Here is a 19663-nt window from a genome sequence, read left to right on the forward strand (position 1 = left end):
GGCCCGAAACGTAAGCCGGGCGGCCGTTCCCGGCCAGGGCGCCTGCGGACGAGCGGCACCATCCACTCGCCAACCGGCACGCTGGCACCGCCGAACGGCACCGCCGGGCGGGTTCCGAATGGACCATTGGCGCGCCGGAGGCGCCACGGATCGGTCTCGCGGCGCCTCCCTCCGGATGAGATCCACTCACGCGGTGTTACCGATTCGGTGCGCAGAGCGTCCGCCGGTGGCGCACGATAGAGGCATGCCGGTCGACTATCGCGCACCGAACATCAACGCCAGGAGGCTGGGTCTGCACTTCCGGCAGATCCGCGAGGCGTTCGAACTGTCCTACGACGCCGCGGCGGCACGGCTCGGCCGTGACGCGGACTGGCTCATCCGGCTGGAGACCGGATTCGAGCGGGTCACCCCTGAGCAGGCCCGCGAGGTGCTGGACGGCTACGGGGTCCCGCCGCACGCCATGCGGACCGTGGTGATCGACCTGGCGTCCCGCCCGTCCGGTCCGCCGTGGCTCGCCCCGCACGCGGCACGGCTGAAGGCGCTGGTCCGCGACCTGTACACGCTGGAGTCCGAGGCGACGGTCGTGCACACCTACGGCATCCCGGTGATGCCCGAGCTGGTCCGGTCCGAGCGGTACGCCCGGCTCGGCTTCGAGCACAGCATCCCCGAGGTCGACGCGGACGAGGAATGGGAGCTGCTCGACCACCGGCAGCGGCACCGGCCCGGCGGCCGCCCCCGCACCCTCGACGTCATCTTCTGCGAGGCCGCACTGCGCAACGGGCCGCCGGACGTCCTGCACGGGCAGTGCGCCCATCTGCTGGAGATGTCCGAGGACGAGCACGCGAGCGTCCGCGTCATCCCCTTCGACGCCGGTGCCCACGCCGGTCTCCAGGGCTCCTTCGACGTGCTGGAGTTCCCCATCATCAAGGACAAGATCTCCTTCGTCCACACCGCCCTCGGCATCGACCTGGCGGGCCGCGACCTGTCCCGCACCTGGTCCCTCATCGAGGACGTGGCGCTCTCCCCCGCCGACACCCGCGACATGATCCGCACAGCCATGAACGGCTACCTCTGACCTGCGCGGGCGCGATGGTGCTCACCGAGATCGGCGAACGCGTCACAGGGCCGGAGGGGGCGGCTCCCGCTAGGGCTCCATGTGGCGCGGGCGTGTCCGGACGTCTTCCAGGACGGCCGCGCTCGGGGTGAAGATGCCGACGCGGGCGCCGGTGGGGTCGGTCAGGATGCTGAACCGGCCGTGCACGGCGTCGTTCGGGGGGATCGCGATCTCGCCGCCGAGGTCGAGGGCCGCGGCGGCGGAGGCGTCGCAGTCGGCGACCCAGAAGTAGGGGATCCAGTACGCGGGCCTGCGCTCGGGCCACAGCTCGTCCATGAAGAACATGCCCCCCACCGGACGGTCGCCGTGCATCCAGTCGGTGTAGACGGCCGGGTGGTAGCCCTGCTCGGACGCGCTCCAGCGGTCGTAGACGCGGTCGACGCCCTTCCAGGCGAAGACCTCGTCGTAGAAGCGCTTGGCCTCCCCGGTGTCCACGCAGCACAGCTCGAACCAGCACATCGCCGAGGGCTCGTCGGTCACATCGGCGCCCGGCAGGTCCCATCCCTCCCAGATCCCGAAGTCCGCGCCCTGCGTGTCCGCGCACACCGCCATGCGCCCGAGGTTGGCGACGGACGTGGGCTCGATGAGCGTGCCCCCGCCCGCGTCCAACACGGCCCGGTGGGTGAGGTCGGTGTCGTCCGCGTGGACGTAGCACGTCCACGAGGGCGGCTGGGTGTCGTCGTCCAGGACCTGCATGCCCGCCACCGCGGGCCCCTGCGTCCCGCCCAGGGTGAACATCTCGTAGTCGCCGAGCGTCCCGACGGTCAGGGTGTAGGAGCTCCAGCCGAACAGCTCGCAGTAGAAGGCCATGGACGCGCCGAGGTCCGGGGTGGCCAGATCCGCCCAGCACGGGTCACCCGCGAGATACCCGGTCACCGTGGGCATGGGCGGTCCTCCAGAGCGCACATGGACACCACGCTACGAAGGCGGACGCAATAGCAGCGGTCCCGCTCTTCCAATCATCGGCCAAATCAGACGGCGGCCACGGCCTGCAGCAGACCCCACACAAAATGGGCGACATAGGACGAACCGTCCGGTGTGGTGAACGTGACGTGCCAGCGGCCGGGCGCGTCGCCGTCCTGGTGGGCCACCGTCCCGAAGCGCGCCTCCAGGTCGCCGATGACGCACGACCACGGGACGAGGTCGGCGGCGGACTCCAGCCGCGGCACCGGCACACCCGCGTCGCGGACGAGCCACTCCTGCATCACCGACCCGTCCGGCGCCATCACGATCTCGAAGCGCAGCCCGGGCCACAGCGGCAGCGGCGGCCACCACGCCACCTCGCAGGACACGTCGCCGACGGCCCGCCGCTCCACGTCCGCCGCCGGGCCGAGGACGGCCTCGTACCGGCGCCGCCCGCGCGGGAACGTCCGCGACCGCCGGATCCGCTGCCAGCGGGCGTTCACCTCGCGCATCTCCGTGCGGGACGCGCCGAGCGCGCGGGCCGCGTCCTCCGCCATGGCGGGCTGGTAGTCGGCCATGCGCCGCAGCAGGACCAGCTGGAACTCCCGCCTCGCGAACCCGTTCAGGATCTGCGGGCGCCGACGGAGGCGGCGATGGCGGGCCAGCTCCTGGCGAGCTCGCGTTTCCAGTACTTCCAGTTGTGCATGCCCGGACCGTACATGTTCGCGGTGATCGGGATGCCCGCGTCCCGCGCGGCCCGGACGAAGTTGCCGTTCATGACGCCGGACAGCTGCTCGCCGATCCGCCCCGCGTGCCAGGGCACCGTGCCGGGCGGGTCGTAGGGCCCGGGCCGGCCGTCACCCGACGAGACGTAGACGCCGGTGCCCCTCAGCCTGGACACCATGACCGCCGCGTCGTGCGCGCGCCAGTTCTCGTGGTCGGCGATCGGGTCGCCCCAGATCGCGGTGCCCGCGTCCCTGTTCATCACGGTCAGGATCGCCGGCATGCCGGGCGCGGTGATGTTGAGGGGCCCGCTGTAGGACGCGACGTACCGGAACACCCCCGGGTGCCGCTCGGCATAGGTGACGGCGCCCTGCCCGCCGGACGACAGCCCGATCGCGGCCCGGCGCGTGCCCGCCCGGAAGTTGCGCTCCATCAGCGGGATCACCTCGCCGATGTGGAAGTCCTCCCACGCGGGGATGCCGCCCCGCCCGCCGTTCCACCAGTTGGTGTACGAGCCGTTCCAGCCGCCCTCGGGCATGACGACCATGGCGTCGTACGGGCCCGCCACCCGCTCGATGTCGGAGTCCTTCGTCCAGGACGTGTACCGGTTGTTGCCGCCGTGGTAGGCGTACACGACCGGCCACGTGCGCGCGGACGACGCCTTCCACCCCTTCGGCACCATCACCCGCGTCCGCACGGTGGCGCCCAGCGCCGGGGAGGCGATCGACACATCGAACTGCGCGGCGTTCACCTTCTTCACGCCGGTGATGGTCGCGCCGTCGTCGGCCTTCTTGTACTTCCCGGGCCGGACGCCGCCCGGCAGGTGCGGCTTCCTGCCGTGCTGTCCCACGTCGCGGTCGGGATCGGTCGGCAGCGGCGCGCCGCCGCCCGTCTGGAACGGGTTCGTCTTCAACGCGCGGGCCGGCAGCTTCGGCAACGCCGAACGCGACGGCGACGGCGCCCCGGGGCGGTCCGGCTCGTCCAGCGGCCCGAAGGAGGGGACCGTCTCGTTCTGCCCGGCCGCCTCGTTCCTCCCGGCCGGGGTCCCCACACCGGACTGGACGAGCCCCACCATCACGGCGGGCAGCAGGACGGCCGCGGCCGCGGAGCCCGCGATGGCGATCTTCCTGTCCGTGCGCTTCTTCATGGGCTCTCCAGCCGGTCGGGCCGGCCCCGGCCAGACACTCCAGACGCCCGTCGAAACTACTGTCCCGTAGGCCCTACCCGCAAGTATTGCCAAACAGTGCAATAGCGCCCGACACCCCGCAATCCTTCGGGATGATCTTCAATTTTCGCCGCGGTGGCCTCCGACCTCGGCGCCACGCATGGCCGACTGCGGCCACGCTCCAACTACCGGAGTCAGCCTCCGCAAACCATCTGTTGCGAAACAATCAGCTACGGAGTGTGCTGAATCAACAGAAAGCCGTAATCAGCAAGGATCGAAGAGGGCGGAAGCAATGGGTGAGCAGCAGAAATGGCACCTGAAGGTACTCACGAACGGCGACACCCTGCGGCAGGAGCGCCTCACCCGAGATCTTCACGCCGAGCTGCTCGAATCCCCGGCGCTGGAGACCGGCTTCCTGGAGGAGGCCGGCCCTGACCGCGAGGGGCGCAAGGGCGCGGGGGGCGAGGTGGCGCTGTGGGTGCTCGGCGCCGCGACCGCCAGGCCGGCGTCCCAGGTACTGATCACTCTGATCAAGGAGTGGAGTACCCGGGAACGGCACCGCAGGGTCGAGATCTCCTACGGCGATGACCAGGTCACCCTCACCGGGCGCCCGGACGATGCGCAAGAGCGGCTGGTCCGCGAGTTCCTCGACCGGATCGACCGCCGGAACAGGACGGAGTGAGCGCGCCGACGCGCCGGAGGGCGCTGCTGATCGGCAACGAGAACCATGAGGACGCCCGCTTCGCCAAGCTGCCGTCCGCACGCGCGGACGTCTGGCAGATGCAGCAGGTCTTGGAGCACCGGAACATCGGTGCGTTCCTCGAAGTCAGGTCGGCGATCGATCTCACCGGCGACCAGATGCGCTACGAGATCGCCGAGTTCCTCGACGACTGCGGCGAGGACGAGTTGGCCCTGCTCTACGTATCGGGCCATGGGGCGCGGCTCGTCCAAGCCGGCGGCCAGTTCCACTTCATCGCCGTGGACACCGACTTCGACCACGTCGCCGAGACGGCGGTGAGCGCGGGGTTCGTCAACGAATTGCTCGAGCAGTGCGCGGCGCCACAGAAGGTCGTGATGATCGACTGTTGCCGCAGCGGCGGCTTCGCCGTCGGCTTGCGCACAACGGACACGGTCCCCCCGCCGACGGCCAAATCCGGTGAAGCCGCCTTGCTCACGAGCCGCGGCGTGTACGTACTCTCCTCGTCCAGGGCAGGCGAGGATTCCTATTCGGGTGCCGATCGCCCGGAGGGTCCCGAGCCATCGGTTTTCACTCACGAGGTGGTCCAGGCCCTGCGGACGGGGAAGGTCGGCCGGGACGGGACCGGAGAGGTCTCCGTCGCCGATCTGTTCGAGTACGTCAACCGGCGGATGCGGACGACCGGCTCCAAGCAGGTCCCGGTTCACTCGGCCCAGGGCGTCGACGACCGGATCGTCATCGCCGGCTGCCCACTGGGTACAGCCCCCCAGCTCGCGCCGCTAACCCGCACCACAGCACCCGGAGTCGTCGCCGACGGCAGGACACCGCGTACGCCGCCGAACACGTCCCCGCGTTCCCAGCCAAGGTGGAAGGATCTTCTGGGGTACTACCGCGACTGTGTCCTCTCGGACGTGAGCGAGCCGCCGCTGCTGTCGGTCACCGACCACCGTTCCTACGTATGCCTGGAGGGTGCCGAGCGCCTGCTCTCCGGGGAGCTCGACGAGGACCTCTGCATCCCCATGCCCGCGAAGGCCGCGCCACTGATCAAGGCCGTCGAGGAGGGCGGCGCCGAATTGTGGGCGGGTTACCCCGCCGTGGTCCTGCAAGGCGCCGCCGGCACGCGGCATCGGGGGACGACGAGGTTCGCGCCGCTGCTGATCCGCGCGGTCGAGCCCGTGGTCGACGGGGACGAGATACGCCTCAGGCCGTACGGTCCCGTCTTGCCCCATCCGCAGCTCGCCAAGGAAAAGCTCGGTGAGGAGGCGGCCGAGGATCTCGCTGCGACCTACCAGCCCTCATGGCATGCGGGCCAGCACGACCGCATGGCGGTGGACGTGCGGCACCTGCTGACCCAGGAGTACGAGCTGCCCTGCGTCCAGGAGCCCCGCCCCGACGCACTCGCCGGACAGATCGACATCACCAGCCCCGGCGATGGCGCCCGCAACGCCTCCGTCCTGTTCCTCGTCCCGCGCGACATCGTGGCCACCAAGAAGCTGCTCAAGGACTTGGACGCCATCGAGGAGAAGGCCGGCCAGATCACGACCACCGCCTTGGCCGCCCTCTCACCCGATGCCCGAGAACGGGCCGAGCCGCCTCCCATGCGCGCGCAGGAGAGTGTCCGGCTGGTGACGCCGCTCCCCTGCAACGAGTCCCAGCAGAAGGTCCTGGTGTCGGCCATGACACACCGCCTCACGGTGGCGACCGGCCCGCCTGGCACCGGCAAGAGCCAGTTGGTCGCGAACCTGGTCGCCACCGCCGAGGCCGCCGGGGAGAAGGTCTTGGTGGCATCGACCAACAACCGTGCCGTGGACGAGGTGTGGGAGCGGTGCGAAAAGCTCGTCCCGGGCAGCCTCGTCCGCACGGGGTCGTCCGAGCACAAGGGCAGGACGGAGCCAGCCGCGCTCCAGGCACTGCATTCGGTCGCGCCGCCCGAGTGCAACCCGGAGACGGCGCGCGTCCGCCTCACGGTCGCGGAAGAGGCAATGGCGGCCGCGCGCGCGGACCTCGCCCGCAGGGCAACGGCGGAACGAAGGCTCCTTGAGCACGGGCAGGCCCGGGAACGGCACGCCGCCGCACTGGGAGTCGCGGTCGACCGGCTCACCGGCCATGTCCCACCCGACCTGGCCCGGCGAGCCGAACAGGCCGCCTCGGCCAGGTTCTTCGGCGAATGGCGCCGCGCCCGGCTGCTGCGCCGCGTCGGCGTGCCGGTTCCCCCGGCAGGCACGGCCTCCGCCTGTGCCGCACTCGCGGGCTTCGGCCGGGCCGAGGCCGGCTGGCGGGACGAGATGGCGCGGATGGCGGCCGCCTTCGACGACGATGCCCTCGCGGCGGCGCTCTCCGCCGCCGAGACCGGCGTGCAGGACGCCTCCTCCGCCCTTCTCTCCAGTACCGTGCGCACCTCCGCCCGCGACAGGCGCGCGCTCATCACCGCTCTCATCAAGGCACAGGCCGCGAACGGCTCGGACTGGTCCGCCCTCGCCCAGGCCCTGCACGCCGTGCCCGGCTGGGCCGTGACCTGCCTCTCCGCACGCCGCTTCCCACCGAACGCCGCACTGTTCGACCTCGTCATCATCGATGAGGCCAGCCAATGCGGTATCCCGCAGGTCCTCCCCCTGCTGTTCCGTGCCCGGCGCGCGCTGATCATCGGCGACGTCATGCAGCTACCGCACATCACCATGGTGGGGGCCCAACGCGAGGCGATGCTCCGGAGCGAGCATGGCCTGCGCCCGGAGTGGCTGGAGAAGTACCGCCTGGCCTTCCGGCGACACTCCGCCTTCCACGCCGCCGAACGCGCCACCGGCGGCAGTCTCCTGCTCGACGAGCACTTCCGCTGCCACCCGAAGATCGCAGCCTTCGCCAACGAGCGCTTCTACGGGGGCGGGCTGAACATTCTGACCGACGTGCGCGGCCGTCCCGCCCTGCCCGGCCGCCCGGCCCTCCTCTGGTCCGACGTCCCGGGCCAGGCCGAGCGCCAGGGCTCCTCATGGGTCAACCGCACCGAGATCGGCAAAGTGGTGGACTCCGTCGCCTACCTGCTGGGGCAGCTGCCGCCCGACGCCACCATCGGTGTGGTGACCCCGTTCAAGGCACAGGCCGACGCCATTCAACGACGCGTCGGCCGGGACCGCGTCCGGGTCGGCACCGTGCACACCTTCCAGGGCGGCGAACGCGACGTCATGATCTTCTCCCTGGTCGCGGGCAGGGGCATGCGCTCCGGCACCATCCGCTGGGCCGAGAGCCGGCTGAACCTGTGGAACGTCGCGGTCACCCGCGCCCGCTCCCACTTGATCGTCGTCGGCGACGCCGGGCTGTGGCAACGCCGGGCGGGTCTGGGAGCCGCCCTGCTCGCCTCGTCCAGATCCGAGGAGACGGCCGCGTCCGAGCAGGACCCGGACATGCTGGCCCGCCTCTACAAGACGTTGTCCGGTCGGCATCCGGATGGGACCGTCGAGCTGGGACTGACCGCGAACGGTCACCTTGTGGACGCCGTGGTCCGCACGGACACGGACTCCATCTCCGTCCTGCTCGATCCCGGCGCGGCCCCGAACACCGACCCCGCCCGCCACCTCCGCCTGATCCTGCGCCGCCGCGACCTGGTCGACACCGGGCACGGCCGCGCCGTCCGCCTGCCGGCGTGGAGGCTGTTCGAGCACTGATCCGAGATCCGCGGCGAAGCCGCGCCCGGTGCTTGGAAGGCCGCCCGCTCCGAAGCCCGTGAGCGCCTCTGCCTCCCCTCGGTCGACATCAACGCCTTGCGGGGACTCAAGTTCAACGAGGCCCTGCCGGATCGCCTTGCCGAGGCGACGCTGTCCGCCCGGCTTGCCGACTTGCGAGGCGCCGAAGTCGCGCTCTCCGAACCATGTCGCTTCCAGGTCTAGCTGCCAACGGCTCTTTCGGACGCGTCCCTCTCAGGGGAAGCGCTCGCGGAGGGCGGGGAGGAGGTCGTACTCCGCCCAGGTGCGGAAGTCCTTCTGGTGCTCGGCTCCGGACTGGCAGAACGAGATGTGGGTGAAGCCCGCGTCGGCCCATTCGCGGACGGCCTCGATGTAGCGGCCGAGGTCGTTGCCGCAGGGGACGGACTCGGCGATGTCGTCCGGGCGGACGGTGCCGGACGCCGCCTCGAAGTTGACCGGGCCGGGCAGCTCCGACATCACCTTCCAGCCCGGGGCGGAGAACTTCCACGTGCGGTAGGCGCGCTCCTTCGCCTCTTCGTGGTCGGTGCCGTAGGCGACGGGGATCTGGCCGTAGACCGGCTTGCCCGCGCCGCCCTCCTCGGCGAACAGGCGGACGACGTCACCGACGGGCTGGTCGGAGATGAACGCGTCGGCGTGCCGCGCGGCGAGGCGGCCGGCGCGGGGGGCGGCGGCGGCCATCCCGATGGGCACGGGCTGCTCGGGCAGGTCGTACAGCTTGGCGGAGTCGACGGTGAAGTGCCGTCCCCGGTAGTTGACGTAGTCGCCGCCGAACAGCGCCTTGATGATCTCCACGGCCTCGGTGAGCATCTCGTGCCGGACGTCCACGGAGGGCCATCCCCGGCCGATGACGTGCTCGTTGAGGTTCTCGCCCGCGCCGAGCCCGAGCGTGAAGCGCCCGTCCGACAGCACCCCCATGGTCGCGGCCTTCTGCGCCACCACGGCGGGGTGGTAGCGCATGGTCGGGCAGGTCACGAAGGTCATCAGCGGGATGCGGTCGGTCGCCTGGGCCAGGGCGCCGAGCACCGACCAGGCGTAGGCCGAGTGGCCCAGATCCTCCAGCCACGGGAAGTAGTGGTCGGAGATGACCGAGAAGCCGAACCCCGACTCCTCCGCCTCCACCAGGTCGGTGACGAGCTGTTTCGGTGGTGTCTGCTCGCAGAGCAGTGTGTATCCGAATTCCATGATGGCCGCATACCCGCCGGTCCGCGGCGAACCCTCACGACACGCCAGGTCAGTTGCCCAGCAGGTCCATGATGTCGTCGGCGTGCTCCTCCTCCTCGGCGAGGATGTGCTCCATCAGCCGGCGCGTGGTGACGTCGCCGTCGCCGAGCCAGCGGATGATCTCCTGGTAGGACTCGATCACGATCCGCTCGGCGACGAGGTTCTCCTCCAGCATCCCGCGCAGGTCACCGTCGTCGAACGTCTCGTAGGTCGTGTGCGCGCGCTCGGCGATGGTCTTGGGGTCGAAGTCGGGGTCGCCGCCGAGCTGGCTGATGCGCTCGGCGGCGCGCATGGCGTGGTCGCGCTCCTCGTCGGCATGCTCGGCGAACTCCGCCGCGACCTGGGCCCGGTCGATCCCCGTCGCGCTGATCGCGTGCCGGCTGTAGCGCATCCAGCAGACGATCTCGGTGGCCAGGACGTCGTTGAGGACGCCGATGACCTCCCCCGTGCTCCTGCGGTAGCCCTCGGTCACCGGGCCGTCGGCCATCTTCTGGCGGGCCCGCTGCCGGATCGCCGCGACGTCGATGCTGAAGCTGCTGTCGGACATACCGTGCCTCCTGATCAATCCGCTGCGACCAGTGCCTACCCACTGGGGACGGGCCATGCGCCCGCGAACGGTGCGGGCGGTGCCGAAAAGGGCATGGCAGGCCCTCAACCCCCACCGCATCGGGCGTCGCGGCGCCCGACACGGCGCGTCCCGCCACCCGAATATGGCCACCGTCCGTCACATCTGCTATACGTAGAGCTACCTCGCTTCGACCCGGGGCGGGGGATGGGACATCCGGTATCCACCTTGAGATCCGGGCGTGACAAGGAAGAAAAGGAACCACATGAAGTCCTTCAGCTACACCGAGCTCGACAAGCTGGCCGGCGAGATCCTGCCCGAGCGCGCCGTCCTGTCGACGCTGCTCGTCGGCGGCGGCAGCGACAACGACAACGAGAACCTCAACTTCAACCACGGTGGCGGCGGCCACGGCCACGGCGGCACCACCGCCGTCGTGCCGAACTGCCAGAGCAACATCAACCACTCGCAGGGTGGGCTCATCGGGGCCCTGGGCCTCAGCTCGGAGAACCCCAGCACCTCCTTCACCTGCGCGAGCAGCTCGGTGGTCTCGGGTCACTGATCCGATCGGGCATGACCGCGGGCTCCGGCCCGCTTGGGAAGGGCTGGCGTTCTCCCGCCAGCCCTTCCCCCTCTTTCCGGACGACGCGAAAGCGAACCGATGCGCCACACACACCCACGCACGCTCAGCTACGCGGATCTCGACGGGCTCGTCCCCGAGGTCCTCCCCCAGAGGCTGCTGCTGTCGGCCGCCACCACCACCGACGGCGGCGGGTCCGACACCACGATCGTCTACGCCTGCCAGGCGACCAGCTCCCCGGGGACCACTGGGCTGCTCGGGACGGGCCTGTTCGCCCAGCCGGCGTACTCCTCCCTGACCTGCGTCCCCGGAACCGTGGTGCAGCACCACTCATGAGCACGACGGCGACACCGGGCGTGGACGGCGCCGAGCCTCCCTCCGCCCTCACCCTTCCCGCCCTCGTGGAGGGCACCGAGTTCGTCGGTGAGTTCAAGAACTCCGGGTACCGCGAACAACCCCAGCTGGTCTGCCTGCCCAACCGGCAGCTCGTGCGGCTCCCGCCCCTGCTGTTCCTCGTCGCGAAGGCCCTGCACGAGCACCGGCACCTCGCCGGGACCGACGTCGAGACGGCGCTCGACCGGGTGGCCGCCACCGTCAGCGAGCAGGCCGGCGCCCGGCTCACCGGCGAGCAGGTCGTCTACCTCGTCGACCGCAAGCTCGCGCCGCTCGGCGTCACGACCTACAGCGACGGCACCTCACCGCCGCTGGTCAGGGCCGACCCGTTCCTCGCGCTGCGGTTCAAGCTCGCAGTGTTCCCCGAGTCGGTCACCTGGTTCATCGGCGGCGTGTTCGGCTGGCTGTTCCGGCCGGTGATGCTGATCCTCGCGGTGGCGGCGATCCTGGTGAGCGAGGCGTGGCTGCTCACCACCCGGTCACTGGTGAACGCCCTCCAGCACGTGATCTACAACCCCGAGAGCATCCTGCTCATCATGGCCCTGGGCGTCGCGTCGTGCGCGTTCCACGAGATCGGGCACGCGACGGCCTGCCGCTACGGCGGCGTCCGCCCCGGTGTCATGGGCTGCGGGATCTACCTGGTCTGGCCGGCGTTCTACACCGACATCACCGAGTCCTACCGCCTCGGGCGCGGGGGGCGGCTCCGCGCGGACCTCGCGGGCGTCTACTTCAACGGCATCTTCATCGTCGCGCTGACCCTGCTGTACCTGCGGACGGGCTACGAGCCGCTGCTGGTCGCCGTGCTGTACGTGAACATCGAGATCATCCAGCAGCTCCTGCCGACGCTGCGGTTCGACGGGTACTACATCATGTCCGACCTGGTCGGCGTGCCGGACCTGTTCAAGTACATCGGGCCGATCCTGCGCCGGGCCGTCCTCAGGCGCCCCGCGGACGAGCGTCTCCAGGACCTCAAGCGCTGGCCGCAGCTGTTCGTCACCCTCTGGGTCCTGACCATCATCCCGGTGCTGCTCTTCCAGCTCGGATTGATCACGATGCAGGTCCCCAACCTGGTGGCCAAGGACTGGTGGATGATGCAGCGGCTGTGGACGGCCGCCTCGGCCGGGGCGGGCGCGCTCGACCTGATCACCTCGGGCCTGCAGATCCTGCTGCTCGCGCTCCCGCTCGTCGGGCTGGCGCTGATCTTCTTCCAGCTCGGGCGCCTGCTGGTCCGGCTGGCCGTCCGCTACATCCAGGGGCCCGCCACCGAGCCGGTCCCCGATGCCCGGTAGGGCACGGAACGCGGAACATCCGATCGCGGTGCGGGCACGCGCCGGACGCCCCGGGGAGAGGCGTCCGGCGCGTGTTCGCACAAGGGCGGGCAAAAAGATCGTTACAGCCGCGCCAATCTTTCCGCGGCACTGCCGGGCGGTGCCGGGCCGCGCCACTCCAGGACGAGGACGGTGGCGTCGTCGTCCAGGCGCCCGGCGTGGTGCTCCAGGATCCCGGCGATGAGCCGCCGCAGCGTCTCGGGGACGGGCAGGCCGTCGGCGTTGTGGCGGATGATGAAGTCCACGAAGCGCTGGAGCCCGAACTCCTGCTTCTCCGGGTCGCGCGCCTCGACGATCCCGTCGGTGTAGAGCAGCAGGCGGTCGCCGGGTTCGAGCTGCTCACGGCAGGTCTCCGGTTCGATGCCGAGACCGGTGCCGAGCGGCGTGCCCGGGGAGCTGTCCAGGGTGGCCACCCAGCGGCCCCCGCGGATCACGACCGGCGCGGGGTGGCCGTAGTTGACCCAGGTCAGGATGCCCGTGCCGAGGTCCAGGTCCGCGAGCACGGCGGTGACGAACCGGCCGGAGGAGTCCTGCTCCATCAGCACCTCCTCGATCGCCCGTCCGGCCTCTGTCAGGCCGGCGCCCTGGACGCGGCTGTTGCGGCAGGCGGCGACCGCGAGGTTGGACGTCAGGCCCGCGGAGGTGTCGTGGCCCATGGCGTCGTAGACGCCGAGGCGGACGATGTCGCCCGCGAGCGCGTAATCGAAGGTGTCCCCGCCGAGCTTGTAGGCGGGTTCCAGCGCCGCGCCGATGACCACCCGGTCGGTGGCGAAGGTCATCGGCGGCATCAGCCGCCACTGCATCTCCGCCGACACCGTCATGTCATGCCGCCGGACCAGCCGGGCGAAGGAGTCGCTGGACGGCCCCTTGCTGACGATGATCAGCGCGATCAGGCCGGCCAGGTCCTCGGCGTCCCGGAGCGCCTCGGCGTCGTCGCGGCGGAGCCTGACGCGGAGCACGCCGATCCGCTCGGTCCCGTCGAGGATCGGCACCCAGCACTGGCGGGTGCCGCCGTCGGAGGACTGGCCGGTCACGACCTGCACGTTCTGGAAGGCGCGGCCGGCCAGCGTCCCGTCGACGCGGAGCTCCGGCTCCTCGTCGCGGGCGAAGTCGCGGGCGGAGTCGCGGGCCCCCAGCAGGCGCAGGACGGACTGCTGAAGGTCGACGACGTAGATCAGCACGTCGTCTATCCCGGCGCGGGCGGCGTGCTCGGCCACCACCGTCGGAAGCTGTTCCAGCGCCATCAGGTGGCTCGCCGCCAGCAGCCTTCCCAGCATCCGCTCACCGCGGCCCTGCCCCATCGCCCTTCCCCTGTCGCGTCCGCCGGTCACGGGCCTCGCTGAGGACCCCTACCCAGCACGGCGCCCCCATCACCGGCGCGCCTCCGGCCGGCCCGCCCGGACCGCGGCGTCCAGGGGCGTCGCCCGGGGCGGCGGGCGGCCGGTCACCGGGGCAGCAGCGCCGCGATCTCCGGCTTCAGCAGCGGACGGACACTCGCGTAGGAGGCGCCGAAGTCCAGGTCGCCGCAGCCGTCGCTGCCCCCGTGCAGCCACGACAGCCGGAACTCGGCGGGGGTCAGGAAGGCGCTGAGGCGCGGCGGGTCGACCTCCATCCCCTTGATCGTGCGTACCTGGGACTTCACGGGGAAGAAGTCGGCCCGCGTGAACCTGCCGCCCGGCGAGCAGTCCGCCCACCGCCGCGCCCGTCCGGTGTCGCGCTGGGTGACGAGCGACTGGAGCCGGGCCACGCCCGCGGACGTCAGCGCGTCGGGACGGAAGACGTCGGTGGCGGTGAGCCGCCGGCCGGTGCGCAGGTCGACGGTGACGACCTCGCCGCCGGGCGATCCGTCCGCCTGCTGGCACCAGTCGGAGAGCATGAAGTAGCGGACGGACACCAGCCGCGGGCCGCGCAGCCCCGCCTGCGCCTGGGTGAGGACCTTGGTGGGCTTGCCCGCGCACCGGGACTGGGCGGCGCTGCTCGTCCCGATCTGGATGAGCCGGTCCAGCGGCGCGCGGAGCGTCTGGTTGACGCGCTTTTCCAGGGCGGGGTCGCCGAGGCCGCCGACGGTCACGTACTTCGCGTTCTGGACCTGGACGTCGCCGATCGTCTGGGTCTGGGACGCGACGTTGACGAGCGCCACGGGCGGCGGATCCTTGCGCGGGGAGTCCTTGGCCGCGTAGACGGCTGCGGTGGCGGACGTCGCGACGACGGCGGCGCCGGCCACCGCGACGGTGCCCTTGCCGACGGCGGTGGCGAGGAAGCCCTTGCCGACGCCCGTCCCGGCGGTCCCTGCGGTCCCCATGCCGCCTCCCGCGGCCGAGCCCGCCCCCGCCGTGCCCGCGCCCGCCGAGCCGGCGCCCGCCGAGCCGACACCGGCCGCGCCCGCGGCGCCCGCCGCGCCCGGGGCGACGGTGAGCGCGCCGAGCGGGAACAGCGCGGCCAGCGCGACCGCCGCGGCGGCGAGCGTGCGCACGCCCCGCTGCTCCCAGTCCGTCCCGTACGCGTCGACGGCCGCGCTCTCCAGCTGCGCGACGAACGCCGCCGCGCCCGGCGGCCGCTCCTCCGGGCCCTTCGCCATGCCCTGGAGGACGAGCGGGCGCAGCGGCCCGGGCACGTCCGCGACGTCGGCCGGCGCGGTCAGGTGCCGGTCCCGCAGCTCCGCCCGCCCGTCGCCCGCGTAGGGCCGCCGCCCGGTGACGCACTCGACGAACACGCAGGTGGCGGCGTAGACGTCGGTGGCCGGGGTGGCGGGCTCGCCGCGCCACTGCTCCGGAGCCATGTAGGCGGGCGTCCCGGCGAACGACCCCTGTCCCGCGAGGACGGCCACGCCGAAGTCGACGAGCTTGCTGAGCCCGTCCGGCTGGACGACGACGTTGGCGGGCTTGTAGTCGCGGTGGACGACGCCGACCGAGTGCGCCGCCGCGAGGCCGAGCAGCGACCCCTTCAGCACGAGCAGCGCCGCCTCCGGTGCCAGTGCCCCGTGCTCGGCGAGGACGGCCTTCAGGGACGCCCCGTTGACGGCCTCCATGACGATGGCGGCGCCGTGCCCGCTCTCCACGAACCGGTACAGCCGCGCGACGTACGGGCTGGTCAGCCGCCCGAGCATCTGCGCCTCGGCGCGCAGCCCGGCGAGGGCCTGCGCGTCGCCGCGCGCCAGGTACTTGATCGCGACGGGTGTGCGCGACTCGGCGTGGTGGGCGAGGACGACCCGTCCCTGCGCCCCGCGCCCGAGTTCGCGCACCTCGATGAACTCCGACAGCCGCCAGTCCGCCACGTCCGCCCCTCATTCGTCCTCGACCAGGCATTCCACCAGAGGGTGACGCCGCCGCGTAAGGGAAGGTTCGCAGAAAGTCGATCAGTCTTCGGACGCGGGCACCGCCGCGCCGGGGACGCCGCCGTGTGACGGGACGGCGGCGTCCCGTGGCGGGCGCGTGAGATGGGACACATCCCGTGAACGCGCGAGGAGACCGGCCGTCCGCGCGGGAACGTTCGAAGTCACAGGTCACGGGCGCGGCTTATCCGTGCGCGAAGGGCCGTGTCCGAGAACACCACCGTGAATTGTCCGGAGGACTGTGCTAAAACCCGGTTGAGGTTCGCTCACGCGGAAGGATCTTCATGGTCGCGGCGCAGGCTCGGGCGGTCGAACAGATGATCAACGCGGCTCGGTATCCGCTCGCGGAACCGGAGGGGGCCGCGTGGGCGAGTGCCGTTTCCCGCGTGCGTGACGACCTGGCCGATTCCGGATGCAGCGTGCTGCCCGACTTCATCGCCCCTTCCTTGCTCGGCGCCTTGCGAGAAGAATGCGCGAAGGTCGCGCCGCTGGCGCATTACGACGTGGAAACGGTCAACGCCTACAACATCGATGTGCGTTCTCCATTGCCGGACGATCATCCCGGGCGTATCACCGTGAAGCGCGGTAACGCCTTCGTGGCGCGCGACGACATTCCCGCCGACTTCATCGTGCAGCGGCTGTATTCGAGCCCGCTGTTCCAGCATTTCGTCGCGAGCTGCTTCGGGCTGGTGCGGGTGCACGAGCTCGGCGACCCGCTGTCGGGGCTGTGCCTCAACGTCGTCGCCCCGGGGATGGGGCACCCCTGGCACTTCGACACCAACGAGTTCACGGTGACCGTGGTGACGCAGGAGCCGGACGGCGGCGGCGTGTTCGAGTACTGCCCGAACATCAGGTCGGCGGAGGCGGAGAACTTCGCGGACGTCCGGAGCGTCCTGACCGGGCACGGCGGGCATCTGGTGCGGCGGCTGGCGCTGCGCCCGGGGGACCTCCAGCTGTTCAAGGGCCGCTACTCGCTGCACCGGGTGACCCCGGTGCGCGGCGGGAGGGCACGGCACACGGCGATCCTCGCCTACAGCGAGCGCCCGGGGGTCATCGGCAGCGTGGAGCGCACGCGGCAGCTCTTCGGCCGCGTGCTGCCCGAGCACCTGGCGGCCGAGGGGCGTGCCGTCCGGGTCGACGCGCTGCTGGACTAGGGGGCCGCCGACGACCTGAGCGTCCGAGCCACGTCGATCCACCCTTCGCCCCGCCAGGAAGGAACGCGACCGTGCGCGTCGACACGACCGGCAAGATCTCCCTCGGCCACATCTACACGCGGCCCGATCCCCGCGCGTACTTCACCACGCTGCGCGACCTCGACTACAACATTCCAGAACTGGCCAAACCGCACTTCTCACGGCTCATCACGGAATATCGCGAGGCACACGGCATCACAGCTCCCACCGTTCTCGATATCGGCTGCTCCTACGGTATCAATGCGGCCCTGCTCAAATACGGCGCGACCATGGCCCAGCTCTACGATCGCTACAGTGGGCCCGCCGCGCACGGGCAGACGCGCGGAACCCTGCTGGCCCTCGACCGGGAGCTGGTCCGTTCCGGTGAACCTGCGAACCGCGTCCGGTTCCTCGGCTTGGACGCCTCCGACAACGCCCTTTCGTATGCCCTTGAGGCGGGATTCCTGGACGGCGCCGTCCACGCGGATCTGGAGGACGGCGACCCGACCGGCGAACAACGCGAACGGATCGCCGAAACCGATCTCGTCATCTCCACCGGCTGCCTCGGATACGTCACGGAGAAGACCATTTCCCGCATCATCGAGTCGCGCGGCGCGCGGCGGCCGTGGATGGCGCATTTCGTACTGCGCATGTTCCCGTTCGACCCGGTCGCCGACCGCCTCGCCGAGGCGGGATACCGGACCGTCCGCCGCGACGGCCTGTTCCGGCAGCGGCGGTTCGCCACCCTGGAGGAGAAGGCCCTTGTCCTGGACCGGCTGTCGGACGTCGGCGTCGATCCGAGCGGCCTGGAGACCGGCGGCTGGCTGTACGCGCAGCTCTACATTTCGCGGCCCGGCTGAGAGGCCGCACCGGAACCCCAGAGATCGAGGGACGCAGTGAACACGAGCCACAGCAACGGAGGGACGGCGGAGAAGGGCAGCGGTGAGGCCGCCGGGGAGGACCCCGGGGAGACCGCGCAGCGGCAGCCCTCCCCCCGCACCTTCGGCAACGACGACGGGCTGCCGCGCGTGCCGCTCCCCTCGCTCGACGCGACCGGCGAGCGGTTCCTGGAGTGGTGCGCGCCGCTGCTCTCGGCCGCCGGGCTGGAGCGGACCCGGGCGGCGCTGGCCTCGTTCCTGCGCCCAGGCGGGCCGGGCCGCACGCTGCACGCCGCCCTCGAACGCTACGAGGCGGGCGAGGGCGTCCGCAGCTGGCTCGACACGTTCTGGCCCTACCGGTACCTGGGCCGCCGCGACCGGATCGCGCTGAACGCGAACTTCTTCTTCCTCTTCGAGGACACCGGCGAGGACCAGGTGGAGCGGGCCGCCGGGCTCATCGCCGGGGCCGTGGCCTACAAGCTGCGGCTGGACGCCGAGGAGATCCCGCCCGCCGTCCAGCGCGGCCGCCCGCTGTCGATGGAGCAGAACCGGTTCCTGTTCTCCACGACGCGCATCCCGGGCGCCGAGCAGGACACCGTGCGCGCGCCGTACTCGGCGGACGAGCCCGGCCCGTCCACGGCCCGGCACATCCTCGTGTTCTTCCGCGGCAACATGATCCGGATGGACGTGGTGGGCCCGGACGGGCGGCCGCACACCCTCGACGAGCTCCAGAGCGCCCTGAGCGCGATCACGAAGGCGGAGCCGGCGCTGGAGCCGTCCGTCGGGCATCTCACCACCAAGGCCCGCGCGGAGTGGGCGGCGAGCCGGGAGGCGCTCCTGGCCCTCGACCCCGGGAACAGGGCCGCGCTGGAGGAGGTCGAGACGGCGCTGTTCTGCGTCTGCCTGGAGGACTTCGCGCCCGCGGACACGCAGGAGGCGTGCGACCAGCTCCTGTACGGCGACGGTGCCGGGCGGTGGTTCGACAAGGCGGTGTCGTTCGTCGTGTTCGGCGACGGCCGCGCCGGGATCAACGTCGAGCACTGCGAGCTGGACGGCACGACGGTCCTCTCCTTCGTCGACGCGGTACTCGGGACGCCCGCGGAGCGGCAGTCCCGCGAGTCCGGTGCGCGGCCCCAGGGGCTGCCGGTGACGGAGCCGGTCCGGTTCGTCCTCGACGACGGCCTGCGCGCCGACATCCGGGACGCCGCCGCGTCCTTCGCCGCCTACGCCGCCGCGACCGCGACGCGCGCCGTGGGGTTCGACGACTTCGGCGCCGCGCGCGCCAAGGCGCTCGGCATGTCCCCGGACGCGTTCGTGCAGATGGCCTACCAGCTGGCGCACAAGCGCGCGAAGGGCCTGGTCGGCACGACCTACGAGTCGATCGCGACCCGCCAGTACCGCAACGGCCGCACCGAGGCGATGCGCGTCGTCACCCCGGAGGTGCTGCGCTTCGTGGCGGCCATGGACGATCCGGCGGCGGACGCGGCGGGCCGCGCGGCCGCCTTCCGCGAGGCGGCGCTGGCGCACGTCCGGCGCGCGAAGCAGTGCCAGGCCGGCGAGGCGCCCGAGCAGCACCTCTGGGAGCTCCAGCTGATCCAGAAGAGGCGGGGCGCGGAGCTCGGGGTGACGGGCCCGCTGCCGCTGTTCGACTCGCCCGGCTGGGTGACGATGCGCGACGACTACCTGAGCACCAGCTCCGCACCGTCGGCCAGCATCCGGTACTTCGGGTTCGGGTCGACGAGCGAGCAGTGCATCGGCGTCGCCTACGTCCTGCTGCCGGACAGCTTCAACGTCTACCTCAGCACCCCCGCGCCCGTCGCGGACGCGATGCACGACTTCGCGCGCGAGCTGCGCGTGGCGATCCGGGAGCTCCAGGAGCTGCTGGAGCCGAAGGCGTGAGG

Annotated in this window: 16 protein-coding genes; 9 read left to right on the forward strand and 7 right to left on the reverse strand. The window is 71.4% G+C overall.

What is annotated here, in order from left to right; all coding sequences use genetic code 11:
• Positions 1 to 244: 244 nt before the first annotated feature.
• Complete coding sequence (locus tag AGRA3207_RS12305) at positions 245 to 1075, forward strand: helix-turn-helix domain-containing protein (protein ID WP_231334739.1); 831 nt, start codon at positions 245 to 247, stop codon at positions 1073 to 1075.
• Positions 1076 to 1144: 69 nt separating this feature from the next.
• On the opposite strand, the gene AGRA3207_RS12310 is transcribed toward AGRA3207_RS12305, so the two are convergent.
• The 3 genes from AGRA3207_RS12310 to AGRA3207_RS12320 form a co-directional block, all read right to left on the reverse strand.
• Positions 1145 to 1999: a VOC family protein gene (locus AGRA3207_RS12310; protein WP_231334740.1), complete on the reverse strand. Its 855-nt coding sequence runs from the start codon at positions 1997 to 1999 to the stop codon at positions 1145 to 1147.
• An 86-nt stretch (positions 2000 to 2085) separates the two neighbouring features.
• Positions 2086 to 2595 (reverse strand): hypothetical protein, encoded by a 510-nt coding sequence (locus AGRA3207_RS12315; protein ID WP_231334741.1) that lies wholly within the window; start codon positions 2593 to 2595, stop codon positions 2086 to 2088.
• A 44-nt stretch (positions 2596 to 2639) separates the two neighbouring features.
• Positions 2640 to 3887: an alpha/beta hydrolase gene (locus AGRA3207_RS12320; RefSeq protein ID WP_231334742.1), complete on the reverse strand. Its 1248-nt coding sequence runs from the start codon at positions 3885 to 3887 to the stop codon at positions 2640 to 2642.
• A 310-nt stretch (positions 3888 to 4197) separates the two neighbouring features.
• Here AGRA3207_RS12320 and AGRA3207_RS12325 point away from each other — a divergent pair, with 310 nt between their 5' ends.
• Entirely contained in the window at positions 4198 to 4587 is a 390-nt protein-coding gene (locus AGRA3207_RS12325; RefSeq protein WP_231334743.1) for an effector-associated constant component EACC1, read from the forward strand.
• Positions 4584 to 8258: a caspase, EACC1-associated type gene (locus AGRA3207_RS12330; protein ID WP_231334744.1), complete on the forward strand. Its 3675-nt coding sequence runs from the start codon at positions 4584 to 4586 to the stop codon at positions 8256 to 8258. Before AGRA3207_RS12325 ends, AGRA3207_RS12330 begins: the two co-directional genes overlap by 4 nt.
• Positions 8259 to 8510: 252 nt before the next feature.
• On the opposite strand, the gene AGRA3207_RS12335 is transcribed toward AGRA3207_RS12330, so the two are convergent.
• Together AGRA3207_RS12335 and AGRA3207_RS12340 are read right to left on the reverse strand one after the other, a co-directional pair.
• Complete coding sequence (locus AGRA3207_RS12335; protein ID WP_231334745.1) at positions 8511 to 9479, reverse strand: TIGR03557 family F420-dependent LLM class oxidoreductase; 969 nt, start codon at positions 9477 to 9479, stop codon at positions 8511 to 8513.
• A gap of 49 nt (positions 9480 to 9528) precedes the next feature.
• Positions 9529 to 10065 (reverse strand): ferritin-like domain-containing protein, encoded by a 537-nt coding sequence (locus AGRA3207_RS12340; protein ID WP_231334746.1) that lies wholly within the window; start codon positions 10063 to 10065, stop codon positions 9529 to 9531.
• A gap of 283 nt (positions 10066 to 10348) precedes the next feature.
• On the opposite strand from AGRA3207_RS12340, the gene AGRA3207_RS12345 reads away from it, so the two are divergent.
• From AGRA3207_RS12345 to AGRA3207_RS12355, 3 genes are all read left to right on the forward strand, one after another.
• The gene (locus tag AGRA3207_RS12345) at positions 10349 to 10642 is read left to right on the forward strand and encodes a hypothetical protein (protein ID WP_231334747.1); all 294 of its coding nucleotides are present in this window, start codon (positions 10349 to 10351) and stop codon (positions 10640 to 10642) included.
• Between the two features lie 99 nt (positions 10643 to 10741).
• Positions 10742 to 10996, forward strand: coding sequence for a hypothetical protein (locus AGRA3207_RS12350; protein ID WP_231334748.1), 255 nt, complete (start codon positions 10742 to 10744; stop codon positions 10994 to 10996).
• A complete protein-coding gene (locus tag AGRA3207_RS12355; protein ID WP_231334749.1) occupies positions 10993 to 12342 on the forward strand; it encodes a hypothetical protein in 1350 nt (449 codons plus the stop codon). The genes AGRA3207_RS12350 and AGRA3207_RS12355 overlap by 4 nt, the downstream gene beginning before the upstream one ends.
• Before the next feature lie 101 nt (positions 12343 to 12443).
• Here AGRA3207_RS12355 and AGRA3207_RS12360 read toward each other — a convergent pair whose 3' ends face one another.
• Both AGRA3207_RS12360 and AGRA3207_RS12365 read right to left on the reverse strand, forming a co-directional pair.
• Positions 12444 to 13682: a PP2C family protein-serine/threonine phosphatase gene (locus AGRA3207_RS12360; RefSeq protein ID WP_231334750.1), complete on the reverse strand. Its 1239-nt coding sequence runs from the start codon at positions 13680 to 13682 to the stop codon at positions 12444 to 12446.
• Between the two features lie 143 nt (positions 13683 to 13825).
• The gene (locus AGRA3207_RS12365; protein ID WP_231334751.1) at positions 13826 to 15655 is read right to left on the reverse strand and encodes a serine/threonine-protein kinase; all 1830 of its coding nucleotides are present in this window, start codon (positions 15653 to 15655) and stop codon (positions 13826 to 13828) included.
• 443 nt (positions 15656 to 16098) lie between these two features.
• Here AGRA3207_RS12365 and AGRA3207_RS12370 point away from each other — a divergent pair, with 443 nt between their 5' ends.
• The 3 genes from AGRA3207_RS12370 (at position 16099) to AGRA3207_RS12380 (ending at position 19661) form a co-directional block, all read left to right on the forward strand.
• On the forward strand, positions 16099 to 16866 hold the full coding sequence (locus AGRA3207_RS12370) for a HalD/BesD family halogenase (RefSeq protein ID WP_231334752.1): 768 nt from the start codon (positions 16099 to 16101) through the stop codon (positions 16864 to 16866).
• 71 nt (positions 16867 to 16937) lie between these two features.
• The gene (locus tag AGRA3207_RS12375; protein ID WP_231334753.1) at positions 16938 to 17744 is read left to right on the forward strand and encodes a class I SAM-dependent methyltransferase; all 807 of its coding nucleotides are present in this window, start codon (positions 16938 to 16940) and stop codon (positions 17742 to 17744) included.
• Positions 17745 to 17780: 36 nt separating this feature from the next.
• Positions 17781 to 19661, forward strand: coding sequence for a choline/carnitine O-acyltransferase (locus AGRA3207_RS12380; RefSeq protein WP_231334754.1), 1881 nt, complete (start codon positions 17781 to 17783; stop codon positions 19659 to 19661).
• Positions 19662 to 19663 lie beyond the last annotated feature (2 nt).

Source organism: Actinomadura graeca, from assembly GCF_019175365.1.
GTDB lineage: Bacteria > Actinomycetota > Actinomycetes > Streptosporangiales > Streptosporangiaceae > Spirillospora > Spirillospora graeca.

Coding starts and splice junctions, on each gene's coding strand:
- AGRA3207_RS12335 (WP_231334745.1), bottom strand. CDS start 9,479: ATGGAATTCGGATACACACTGCTCTGCGAGCAGACACCACCGAAACAG.
- AGRA3207_RS12325 (WP_231334743.1), top strand. CDS start 4,198: ATGGGTGAGCAGCAGAAATGGCACCTGAAGGTACTCACGAACGGCGAC.
- AGRA3207_RS12305 (WP_231334739.1), top strand. CDS start 245: ATGCCGGTCGACTATCGCGCACCGAACATCAACGCCAGGAGGCTGGGT.
- AGRA3207_RS12315 (WP_231334741.1), bottom strand. CDS start 2,595: ATGGCCGACTACCAGCCCGCCATGGCGGAGGACGCGGCCCGCGCGCTC.
- AGRA3207_RS12360 (WP_231334750.1), bottom strand. CDS start 13,682: ATGGGGCAGGGCCGCGGTGAGCGGATGCTGGGAAGGCTGCTGGCGGCG.
- AGRA3207_RS12320 (WP_231334742.1), bottom strand. CDS start 3,887: ATGAAGAAGCGCACGGACAGGAAGATCGCCATCGCGGGCTCCGCGGCC.
- AGRA3207_RS12355 (WP_231334749.1), top strand. CDS start 10,993: ATGAGCACGACGGCGACACCGGGCGTGGACGGCGCCGAGCCTCCCTCC.
- AGRA3207_RS12310 (WP_231334740.1), bottom strand. CDS start 1,999: ATGCCCACGGTGACCGGGTATCTCGCGGGTGACCCGTGCTGGGCGGAT.
- AGRA3207_RS12350 (WP_231334748.1), top strand. CDS start 10,742: ATGCGCCACACACACCCACGCACGCTCAGCTACGCGGATCTCGACGGG.
- AGRA3207_RS12345 (WP_231334747.1), top strand. CDS start 10,349: ATGAAGTCCTTCAGCTACACCGAGCTCGACAAGCTGGCCGGCGAGATC.
- AGRA3207_RS12340 (WP_231334746.1), bottom strand. CDS start 10,065: ATGTCCGACAGCAGCTTCAGCATCGACGTCGCGGCGATCCGGCAGCGG.